At 71.1% G+C, this 10,299-nt stretch carries 13 protein-coding genes; 2 read left to right on the top strand and 11 right to left on the bottom strand.

Going from position 1 to position 10,299, the window contains the following annotated elements; translation table 11 throughout:
* Positions 1-4: 4 nt before the first annotated feature.
* The 5 genes from Q7S93_RS02620 to Q7S93_RS02640 form a co-directional block, all read right to left on the bottom strand.
* Complete coding sequence (locus Q7S93_RS02620) at positions 5-436, bottom strand: hypothetical protein (RefSeq protein WP_304712020.1); 432 nt, start codon at positions 434-436, stop codon at positions 5-7.
* Positions 433-1,119 (bottom strand): SatD family protein, encoded by a 687-nt coding sequence (locus Q7S93_RS02625; RefSeq protein WP_304712021.1) that lies wholly within the window; start codon positions 1,117-1,119, stop codon positions 433-435. The genes Q7S93_RS02620 and Q7S93_RS02625 overlap by 4 nt, the downstream gene beginning before the upstream one ends.
* A 76-nt stretch (positions 1,120-1,195) precedes the next feature.
* A complete protein-coding gene (locus Q7S93_RS02630) occupies positions 1,196-2,533 on the bottom strand; it encodes a SulP family inorganic anion transporter (protein ID WP_304712022.1) in 1,338 nt (445 codons plus the stop codon).
* Positions 2,534-2,554: 21 nt separating this feature from the next.
* Positions 2,555-2,977, bottom strand: coding sequence for a DUF4112 domain-containing protein (locus Q7S93_RS02635; RefSeq protein ID WP_304712023.1), 423 nt, complete (start codon positions 2,975-2,977; stop codon positions 2,555-2,557).
* Positions 2,978-3,042: 65 nt separating this feature from the next.
* Positions 3,043-3,513 (bottom strand): DUF4112 domain-containing protein, encoded by a 471-nt coding sequence (locus tag Q7S93_RS02640; RefSeq protein ID WP_304712024.1) that lies wholly within the window; start codon positions 3,511-3,513, stop codon positions 3,043-3,045.
* Between the two features lie 162 nt (positions 3,514-3,675).
* Here Q7S93_RS02640 and Q7S93_RS02645 point away from each other — a divergent pair, with 162 nt between their 5' ends.
* Positions 3,676-4,011 carry a YbjQ family protein gene (locus Q7S93_RS02645; RefSeq protein WP_304712025.1) on the top strand — a complete coding sequence of 112 codons (336 nt, stop codon included), beginning with the start codon at positions 3,676-3,678 and terminating at the stop codon, positions 4,009-4,011.
* Here the strand turns inward: Q7S93_RS02645 and Q7S93_RS02650 are convergent.
* Entirely contained in the window at positions 4,008-4,433 is a 426-nt protein-coding gene (locus Q7S93_RS02650; RefSeq protein WP_304712026.1) for a PaaI family thioesterase, read from the bottom strand. The two genes, Q7S93_RS02645 and Q7S93_RS02650, sit on opposite strands and share 4 nt — an antisense overlap.
* A 154-nt stretch (positions 4,434-4,587) precedes the next feature.
* Here Q7S93_RS02650 and Q7S93_RS02655 point away from each other — a divergent pair, with 154 nt between their 5' ends.
* A complete protein-coding gene (locus Q7S93_RS02655; RefSeq protein ID WP_304712027.1) occupies positions 4,588-5,145 on the top strand; it encodes a TetR/AcrR family transcriptional regulator in 558 nt (185 codons plus the stop codon).
* 16 nt (positions 5,146-5,161) lie between these two features.
* On the opposite strand, the gene Q7S93_RS02660 is transcribed toward Q7S93_RS02655, so the two are convergent.
* The 5 genes from Q7S93_RS02660 to Q7S93_RS02680 form a co-directional block, all read right to left on the bottom strand.
* Positions 5,162-7,900 (bottom strand): polar localization protein TipN, encoded by a 2,739-nt coding sequence (locus Q7S93_RS02660; RefSeq protein ID WP_304712028.1) that lies wholly within the window; start codon positions 7,898-7,900, stop codon positions 5,162-5,164.
* A gap of 164 nt (positions 7,901-8,064) precedes the next feature.
* A complete protein-coding gene (locus tag Q7S93_RS02665; RefSeq protein ID WP_304712029.1) occupies positions 8,065-8,328 on the bottom strand; it encodes a hypothetical protein in 264 nt (87 codons plus the stop codon).
* A gap of 116 nt (positions 8,329-8,444) precedes the next feature.
* Positions 8,445-9,095, bottom strand: coding sequence for a beta/gamma crystallin-related protein (locus Q7S93_RS02670; protein ID WP_304712030.1), 651 nt, complete (start codon positions 9,093-9,095; stop codon positions 8,445-8,447).
* Positions 9,096-9,161: 66 nt separating this feature from the next.
* Entirely contained in the window at positions 9,162-9,728 is a 567-nt protein-coding gene (locus Q7S93_RS02675) for a methylated-DNA--[protein]-cysteine S-methyltransferase (RefSeq protein WP_304712031.1), read from the bottom strand.
* The coding region (locus Q7S93_RS02680; protein WP_370652048.1) for a DNA-3-methyladenine glycosylase family protein at positions 9,709-10,299 on the bottom strand (591 nt) is incomplete at its 5' end. The genes Q7S93_RS02680 and Q7S93_RS02675, both read right to left, overlap by 20 nt.

Consider the following 10,299-nt stretch of genomic DNA (forward strand, 5'->3'; position numbering starts at 1 on the left):
CGCCTCATAGCCCCGGAAGGTTGGCGGCGAGCCCCAGCCCCCAGCGCCCATCATAGGCCCGCCAGGCCAGGGTGACGAACACGGCCCAGAGGACGCTGAACAGCGAGCCGACGAGGAAGTATTCGGCGTTCAGCTTCTCTTCCAGGTCCTTGAACCGGGCCACGCTCTTGAGGGCGACCACCGCCACCAGCACCTCCCAGGCGCCCAGCAGCAGGCCGGTGGCGATGGCCAACCGCTCCAGATCGCCGATCACCCGGCCGACCCTGGGCTCGTTGACGGGCGGAGCTGTTTCCGTCAGCGGCGCATCGGCGGCGAGGCGGGCGGCGCTCAGACCGCTCCACCGCAGGAGCAGCTTGCAGGCCAGATTGCCGCCCCAGGTCAGCAGCAGCAGGGCCGCCACGGCGCCGCCAAGGCTATGGAGAAGGGCTGCGCTCATCTGAGGCCCAGCGCCCGGTCGAGCCGCCCGGCCATGGCCTCGAGCGCCGCCCACTGGCGTTCATAGAGGTCGAACCGGCCCGCGCGCCGGATCTTGTAGAGGGTCTGGGCCGACATCCCCAGCCGCTCGGCCAGCGGGGCGGCGGACTCGGCCCGCAGGGCCAGCACCACTTCCCGCTGGCGGTCCGTCCAGCTGTCCTCGATCTGCGTCAGGCTGGCGCCCACCGCTTCCATCAGGGCTTGAAGCTCCGGTTCTCCGCGCAGTTCGAAACGATAGGCGTTGACGTCGCGCTTGTCCCCCAGTCGCTGGCGGCTGCCGGCGAGCCCCGGCCCCATCATGTTCCAGGCCCGCGCCCGGTTCACCGGCGTCTCCAGCCGCACCGCCCCCAGCACGAACCGGCAGCCGATTCCGTCGGCGAGGAGTTGCGCCCGCAGGTCGCGCACCACCCCCAGCCCCCCCTTCAGGCTGGCGCAGAGGCCTTGGAACTCGTCCCCCAGGGTGATGGTCAGGGGCGAGACGATGCTGGGCCCATGCGCCTCATTGGCCCACTGGACCGCGGCATTGAATCGGCTGTGCAAGGCCTCCACCGAGGCCGTATCCTCGCTTGATACGAGGTCGCCCATGACCACCGCATGGGTGGCGGCAGGCAAGGTCTCGATCAGGGGGGCGGCATGAGCAAGCATGCCCTATCCTATACCGGGCTATGCGGAAAAAATATCCCATTTTCGGGATACTTCATTTGATTAGCCCACATCCGGATTACCGGCGGCGACGAACCAGCGCCAGCCCCGCCGCCAGGGCGCAGCCCGCCCCGATGCCGGCGATCAGGTCATGGGCGAGCGTCAGGGCCAGCGTCACCGCCATCACCGCTGCGCCCCCACGGTTCTCCCGCACCAGATGGGCGATCTCGGCCTTCTCCACCATGTTCCAGGCCACCACCGCCAGCAGGCCGGCCAGGGCGGCCAGGGGCACATAGGCCGCCAGCGGGGCGGCGATCAGCATGAAGGCCAGCAGGTAGAGGCTGTGCAACATGCCCGCCACCGGGGTGCGGGCGCCGGCGCGCACATTGGTGGCGGTCCGGGCGATGGTGCCGGTCACCGGCATCCCGCCGAACAGGGCGGCGCCGGAATTGGCCACCCCTTGCGCCACCAGCTCCATGTTCGAGCGATGGCGTCGGCCGCTCATCCCATCGGCCACCACCGCCGACAGCAGGCTCTCGATCGAGCCCAGCAGGGTGAAGGCCGCCGCCGCCGGCAGCACGGCCAGCACCTTGGCCAGGGCGAGGTCCGGCAGATGCGGCATGGGCAGGCGGTTGGGGACGCCGCCGAACTTGGAGCCGATGGTCTCCACCGGCAGGTGGAGCAGCACGGCCGCGACGGAGGCCAGGGCGACGGCGATCAGCAGGGCCGGCCAGGCCGGTCGCCAGCGGCGCACCGCCAGGATCAGGCCGATCACCCCGAAGGCCAGAGCCGCCGCCGGCGCGCTGAGGCTCGGCAGGGCCTGGACCAGGGCCGCCACCTTGGGTCCGAACTCGGCCGGCTCTCCGCCCGCCAGGGTCAGGCCCAGCAGGTCGCGCACCTGACTCACCAGGATGATCACCGCGATGCCGGCGGTGAAGCCCACCGTCACCGGCGCTGGAATGAGACGGATCAGATTGCCCAGGCGCAGCACGCCGCCAGCCGCCAGCATCAATCCCGACAGGAAGGTCGCCAGGACCAGCCCCTCGATCCCGTGCAGATGGACCGTGCTGGCCACCAGCACGATGAAGGCGCCGGCCGGCCCGCCGATCTGGAACCGGCTGCCCCCCAGCATGGAGACCAGGAAGCCGCCGACAATGGCCGTATAGAGCCCCCGCTCCGGCCCCACGCCGGAGGCTATGGCGATGGCCATGGAGAGTGGCAGGGCGACGATGGCCACGGTCAGGCCGGCCACGGCGTCGGCCCGCAGATCGCCCAGCCCATAGCCCGCCCGCAACAGGGTCGCGAGCTTGGGCATGTAGAGGTTCGAGGCCTTGGCGGCGTCGGTCATGGGGATCTGCTGACGGATGAGACCGCCATCATCCTCCGCGGCGCAGCAGGTGTCCATGATCTGGCGCAAGCCCGTCGATCAGACCTGATGTCAGATCTTTACACCCCGCCGGCCGGGGCGGGCCTTGCGTTTCCGATCCCAACTCGCGGGCAGGACCGAGGGGCCGTGGCGGGCCTCGATGTCCTTCTGCAGCGCGTTGGCCGCCATCAGGTGGCCCGGGAACAGGGTGTCCACCGTCCAGCCGATGAAAGGCACGGTGGACGAGGCGGTGTCGACGAACAGATAGGCGGCCATCCGTCCCAGGGTGATGACCGAGACCCCGCCCCGGAAGCCGGCGACCACCAGCAGCGCCCCAGCCCCGACGCTGTAGACCGTGCCGGCCACCGGCACCCAGGCCAGGATACCGTCCAGGCCAAGACCGATCGGGCCGACCCCCACCAACCGGTCGGAGAGCCGCTTGATCCGCTCGGCCGCCCGCCAGGCGCGGTGGGCCTTGTCCTGGGTCGTCGCCATGGGCGCCCTAAAGCTGAAGGTTGGCGGAAAGCGCCACCCCGGGGGAGTAAGGCGCGAGCCGGAATCTAGCTCAGAAAGACCACGCGCCGCCGCTCCTTGCCATCCTTGATACGGGCCAGGATCTCCCGGTACTCCGGCGTATTGACCACATCCTTGCGGGCGCCCTCGAAATAGATGGTCTCTTCCATGTGCTTGAGCATCAGATCGGCCGCCCACTTGTGGCCGGAAAACAGCATGTCGGCCAGCTTCCCAAGCCCGCCCGGCACGGGCGCGATGCCGATAGCCAGGTCGGCCAGCAGCACCATGGTCGCCTCCAGCAACACCATCGGCGCGCAGCGACCGCGCACCCCGTCGCTCAGCAGCACGATCCCCGCCCCGAAGCTGTAGAGACCGCCGGCCCACGGGATCCAGGTGAGCAGGCCATCCAGGCCCACCCCGAGCGGGCCAATCTTGATGATGTTGTCCGACAGCCGTTTGGTGCGTTCGATGCTGGCGCGGACATTGTGCAGATCGATGTGCGATCGGGCGAAGAACATGCGCGCGCCTCCGGCAAGCTTGACCAGTCTGGACCAAACAAGCGCTGCCTTGAAGACATTCGGCAGGTTTTCGCGCCATCAGCGACCGACGTTCGATAACAGCTCTCCCGACGCGCGATTCCACATCGCAAACACCCCGGCCAGGCCTTAGAAAGTGGGACCATGGCGCGCGACCACGACATCCTCATCGTCACCACCGACTTCATTGAGGGCCGCCCGGCGCGCCAGCACCTGGGCATGGTCTCGGCCCAGGCGATCCTCGGGGCCAATGTGGTGCTGGACCTGATGTCCGCGATCCGGGACTTCTTCGGCGGCCGCTCCAAGGGCTATGAGCGGGTGCTGGCCCGCGCCCGCCAGGACGCCCTGGCGGCCCTCGCCAAGGAGGCCGAGGCCGTGGGCGCCAATGCGGTGCTGGGCGTCGACCTCGACTATCACGCCATCGGCCCCAACGGTCAGATGCTGATGGTGGCCGTCAACGGCTCGGCAGTGGTCATCTAGGCTGCGGCCAGTACGATCTGTTGTGCGCTGGCCTCGGCGATCAGACGGTCCTCGGCCTGCGTGAAACTCGCCCGGACGGTGATCATCTGGCGGGTGGCGGCGACCACCTGGGCGTGGATCTCCACCGGCGCGTTGCGGCCGATCCGCAGGAAGCTCACCTGGAGCTGGGTGGTGCGATAGTGACGGTCGGCGGGGATCACCGTCATGGTGGCGAAGGCCAGGGCCTGATCGGCCAGGGCGGCGATATAGCCCCCGAACAGCGAGCCGTCGGCGGTGTCCAGGCTGGGGTGCGGCGTCCAGGTCTTGCGCGCCCAGCCCTCGCCCCAGGCGTCCAGGCGCCCCAGCCGCAGTTGTTCGACGATCGGCGGGAGGTCCCCCTCCCCCGAACAGATCGCCTCAAGTCGTTCGATGGCCCATGTCATTCGGCGCCCTTTCGCGGTGGAATGCGGCTAGGCTAGCCAGGCGGCGGCCTGCGCCCTACTCGCCTTCGGCGCGGCGGCCCAACCCCAGGCGGCGGAGCCTCAACTGTCTGACGCAATACGGAAAATTCCCCGCCAGAAGCGCGCCGCCGAGACCGTGGACGTCATCCTGGAAGCGGCGGCTCAGCTTTTGGAGCGCGATGGGCTCGAGGGCTTCACCACCAACGCCGTGGCCGAGCGCGCCGGAGTCAGTATCGGCGCCGTCTATCGCTACTTCCCCAACAAGCGCGCCCTGATGCACGCCCTCGCCGAGCGCGAGAGCGCCCTGCATGGGGCGGAGATGCAGCGGCTGCTCCAGGCGGGCGGGGCCGGTCTGGCCCCCGACCGCGCGCTCGTGCGCGCCTTCATCGGCGCCTTTCAGGGCCGCGCCCGCGCCCGGCGCATCGCCATGGGGCTCTGGTTCGAGATGACGCCCGCAGAGGCCCTGGCGCTCCGGTTCGACGCCTTCACCCAGACCCTGAACCAGACGCAAGGGGCCCTTGAGCCGATCAGCGCCTTCGTGCTCACCCGCGCCCTGCACGGCGCCCTGCGCTCAGCGGTTCTGGAAGGGGTCGACTTCTTCCACGACCAGGCCTTCGAGGACGAACTGGTCCGCCTGTCGCGGGCCTATCTCGCCCAGGTCCGCGCGCGGGCCGAAGGTCAGGACGAGGCCTGAGCCTTCCCCCTCGTCCTCACATCATGTCGCCGGCGGCGGCGTCGAGCAGCAGGAAGACCCGGCCGGCGTCGGAGGCCAGCAGGGTGGCGACCATGAAGCCCTCGTGGTCGCGGGCCACCGTCTCCTCCAGCATGCCGCGATAGCGCCGCACATAGGCGCTGGCCTCGCCCTTCAGGGCGTCGTCGGTGAACAGCCGCCGCGTCAGGCGTCGGGTGGCCGCCGGCGCCAGGCGTCGGACCACCTGGCGGGCGCCCTCGGCGTCGCCGGTCTGGACCGCAGCGCCGATCTCCTCGATCCGCGTCCGCGGCAGCAGGGCCGAGGGATCGATACCCATGTCGACGATATCCGCCAGCAGCTGAGCCTCGCGGCGCTCGTCCGTCGGCCTCGGCGGCGGCTCGTCGATCGCCGCCAGCAGGTCCTTCCAGGTCAGGCCGTCGCCGTCGTCGCCTTCACCCTGGGGCGCGGGCGGCCCGCCGGCCGACTCGAACAGGTTGGAGAACTCCTCGTCCGTCGCCGTCGGCGTCAGGCGCAGGCGCGGGCGCAGGCCGGCCTCCTCGGCGGTCTGGCGGCGGGGTTCGCGGCCCGGCCGCGGGGCGGGCTCGTTCAGCTCCAGCGGCTCCTCGGCGCGCGGTGACGGCCGCGGGCGCTCCTCCCGGACGAACGGCCGACGCTCCCGGACCGGCGGCAAGCCCGAGCCCAGCCCCGCCCCCGGGGCGAGGCCCGCACTGGCCGAACTGGCCACCGAGCCCATGAGGCGCACGGCCTCGCTCAGCATTTCGTAGTTGCGGCTCACCCGCTCCTGGAAGGCCGCATCGATGGCCTGGGTTTCCTCAGCGGTCCGCCTCGCCTGATCCATCAGGTCCTCGATGCTCTCGCCCACCGCCTGGCGGACATCCTGCGCCTGGCGCCGGGCGCTGGCCGGGATATCGGCGGCCCGGGTGTCGAGATCGGCCATCAGGGTCTGCAACTCGTTGAGGGTCTGGCGGGCGGCCGCGGCGCCGGCCTCCAGCTTGCGCGCGGTCTGGGCGCCGGCCTCGTCCACCAGGCTGGCCGACTGCTCGATCAGGGCGCGGGCCTCTTCGAGCCGGCCTTCGAACACCTGGTCGGCCTTCTGGCCGGCGGCGAAGGCGGCCTCGGACAGCTGGTCCACCTGCTGGCGGGCGGCCTCGGCGTGGCGGGCGGCGGCCAGGCGGGTCTCTTCGGCGGCGTCCGACAGGGCCGCGATCGCCTGCCGGGTCTGGGCCTCCAGCTGCGACCGCTCGCCCGACGCCGTCTCCGAAAGGCTGCGCCAGGACTGGCGGATGCTCTCGCCGAAGGCGTCGCGCTCGCCCTGGGCGGCGTCAGCCAGATCGCCGAACTGGTCGGCCGCCTGGGCCACCAGCTCGCGCAGCATCTGGGCGCCCTTGATGGCCCGATCGCCCATCTCCACCGCCGACAACCGGGCTTCGGACAGGTATTCGGCCAGCTTGGCGGTGTGGGTCTCGGCTTCGGCGGCGAAGGACTCCTGGTCGGCGCGCAGGCCGTGGGCCACGGCCACCAGGGCCGCGCGCTGCTCCGACAGGCCCACCTCGGCTGCGCCCACCTGATCGGCGACGCCGGCGCCGGCGCTTTCCAGGCGGGCGATGTGGCGGGTCAGGTCTTCGCCGACGATGCGGGCGACATCGCTGGTTTCGCCGGCCGCGGCGGCGAGGTCGGCGGCCCGGGCGGCCAGGGAGGCTTCGGCTTCGCGCAGCTGGGTCTCGGCCAGGTCGGAGGCCTCGGCGACCATGCGCGCCTGGCTGGTGATGGCGTCCATCACGGCGGTGGACTGCGCATCAAGGCGGCCCGCCAGAATGGTCATCTCCGACCGCTCGTGGGACAGGGCTCGCGTCAGGTTTTCCGCCGTGCGGGCCGAGGCCTGGGCCGCATTGACCAATTGCTCGGTCTCCGCCGCCAGGGCCGCACGCAGGGCCGAGAGGGTCTCGCGGGCGTCGTGGGCGGCCTCGCCGGCGCGGACGATCTCCTCGCGGACATTCTGCACCACCTCGCCGGCCCGACCGGCCGCGACCATGGCCGGCGAGACCAGCTCGTCGGCCAGGCGCTGGGTGCGGCGGGCCTCCAGGGCCAGCTTCTGACCCTGCCGCAGGGCGTAGGCGACCACCCAGACCAGCACCGCCGGCGCCAGGGCCAGCAGGGCGAAGACCGCCAGGGCGAAGGCGTCATTCTGGAAGGGCACCACGTCCCCGCGATAGCCCCAGGCATAGGCGATCGGCGCCAGCGACCAGAGCGCGGAGATGGCGGCCGCCCCGGCATAGATCGGCCAGGCGGGCGGCATCTCGCCCGAGCCGGCTTCAGCGCCCCGCGAGGCTGTCAGGGCGCCGCCGCCGGCGCTGCTGAGGCTCGTCCTGGCCCCGGTCCTAGTTAAGTCGCCGCTCGCCGCCGGATCGGCCAGGCGGAAGGGCTCTTCGGTGGAGGCGTCCTGCGGTCGGGACGTCGCCGGCTCGAACAGCTCGGCGTCGGCCGCATCGGCCTCGGCCCCGGGAACCGGAGCCTCATAGGCCTGGGCGCCGAAAGACTGGGCGCTCGAGATCGGGGCGTCCTGATAGGCCGGCGTCTCAGGCGCGCCATAATCCTCGCTCTCTTCGGGCGCGGCGGTAAGGTCCAGGTCGTGGTCGGGACCCGCATCGGGCGCATCGGACTCCGGACGCGCGGCCGAATCCGGCTCTGTGAGGCTTTGGAAATCCAGCGGTTGATGTCGCCGGTTCTTGATCTTCATCTGCGGCCCGTTACTGGCGGCCAACACGCCCCGCGCGCGTCGGGCGCTCGTCAGCTGGCCCGCGCGCCCCAAGTCTCAAGGATTATCTTTGATCGGCCCGCGCGCAAAGCGCCATGCGGCCAATTTGCGCCGTGACCGGCATATTTACGGATGTGCGGAGGGCCTTATGCCGCGCTGATGGCCGTCGGGCCGTGATGGCAGGGGCCCTCTGCGGTCCGCGCCGCGATGGGCGCCGCCTTCAAGGGCGAGCCCAAAGGCGTTGCGACCGGCATGTTCACAGACCGGGCGGCGGTCGAGCGGGCCACCTTCCGCGCCGCAGCCACCGGCCGCTCAGGTTGGTGAGGCTCGATGGTCACCCCGAAGTGCGAATAGGCCACGGCCGAGGAATGCACGACCACGGCGGCGACGAGTTCGGTCAAGGTTTGCATCGGATCTCTCCCGTCTCCGATACGAGTCTGCGAACCGGGTTATGAGCGAAGCGCCACCGCCGGGCAACCGAGCGTCACATGAAGTTTCGTTCATGTGACGCCCTTTGCAGACGTGCTCAGTAGCGTCGGCAGACCAGGTCGCGCAGGACGCTGGACGGACCCGTATAGCGCCCCTCGCCGTCGATGGCCTGCTGGGCCCGCTGGCTGGAGTCGTAATAGGCTGACGCGCCGAGGCCCTGGGACCGGCAGAAGGCGTTGGCCGAGGCCGAGCCGGCGGCGATGTCGTAGCCTTCCATCGTCGGATAAGGGAAGAACACGCTGCGCGTGCCCTCATAGGGTCGGTACTGCCCCGGCCCGCTCCAGGAGCCCCCGGGACCCCAGGAGGCGCCGCCGCCCGGGGGACGATAGCCACCGCCGCCACCGCCAGCGCCCGCATAGCCCTGCAGGGAGGTGATCCGCTCGGCCATGCCCAGGCGATTGAGGTCCGGCACGTCGCCGGTCACATCCTGGCACCGGCCGCGGAAATCGGAATCCTCGCAGATCCGCCAGCGCCCCTGGAAGCGGGCGCTGAGCGCCTTGTCGTTCCAGTCCCGCGGCAGATTGGTGGCCATGCCGTAGATGGTGGTCTGACGGCCCTGGAAATTCGGTTGATCGAATAGGATGGCCGAAGGCTGGCGGCCACCGCCGCCATAGGATTGGGCCACGGCCGCGCCCGCGGCCACGCCCAGGGTGGCGATCGCCGCCACCGCGGCCAGTATCGTTTTCATCGCGCGTCTTCCCCTGTCGTCCCTCAACCTTGACCCTAGACCGGCGACGGCCAGGGCGGAAGCCGGTTAAGACGCGGTCGAAAACAGGTCTGGCGCCGGGGCCCGGAAGGTCGCGCCCTCATGGCGCAGCAGCCACTGCTTGCGGTCCAGGCCGCCGCCATAGCCGGTCAGGGCGCCGGTCGCCCCGATCACCCGGTGGCAGGGCGCCACCAGGCCCACGGGGTTGGACCCGTTGGCCAGGCCCACGGCCCGCACCGCCTTGGGCGCCCCCACATGGGCGGCGAGCTGGCCATAGGACCAGGTCTGGCCGGCAGGAATCTCGCACAGCGCCCGCCAGACCGCCTGTTGGAAGGCGGTTCCCCCCGTGGCCCAGGGCACGGCGGCCAGGGCGTCGGTCTCGCCTTCGAAATAGGCTGCGAACGGGCGCGCCAGAGCCGGCGGCGGCGGGGCGCCGTCCACCCCGGCGGCCGCGGCTGCGCCATAGTGGCGGGTGAGCAGGCGGACCATGCGCGCCTCATGGCTTTCCCAGTCGAAGGCCCGCAGCACCCCCTCGCCGTCGAACACGATCCGGGCCAGTCCGAGCGGGGTGGGGATATCGGCCTGGAACAGGCGTTCAGGCGGCGGTCTGATCATGGCGAGGCTCTTTTCGAATGGGCGTGGGCCTTGCTGGGGCCATCCCCTCCGAGGCCCAGAGATGCAGGGCGGCATAGGCCCGCCAGGGTCGCCAGGACTCGGCCCGCGCGGCCAGTTGCTGCGCCGTCGGGCGCACCCCGTCCGGGCCGGTCAGGGCGCGCATCAGGCCGATATCCCCATGGGGGAAGGCGTCAGGCTCGCGCATCTGGCGCAGGGCGATGTACTGCGCCGTCCACTCGCCAATGCCGGGCAGGGCTTTCAGACGCGCCACGGCGTCTTCCAGGTTTCCGCGCGGCGCAAACAGCTGCGGATCGGCCGCCGCGGCGGCGGCCAGGGCCACCAGGGCGCGGGCTCGCGCCTGGGGCATGGGCAGGCTCGCAGGATCGATCCGCGCCAGCGCCTCGGGGGTCGGGAACAGGTGGGTCAGGCCGGGCGAAGCCAGGCGTTCCGGCAGGGCTTCCCCATGCTCAGCGGCCAGGCGGCCGGCGATGCTGCGGGCCCCGACCACGGTGATCTGCTGGCCAAGCACCGCGCGCACCGCCAGCTCGAAGCCGTCCCAGGCGCCGGGCGC

The sequence above is a fragment of the Phenylobacterium sp. genome (genome assembly GCF_030646615.1).
In the GTDB taxonomy this organism is placed as follows: domain Bacteria; phylum Pseudomonadota; class Alphaproteobacteria; order Caulobacterales; family Caulobacteraceae; genus Phenylobacterium.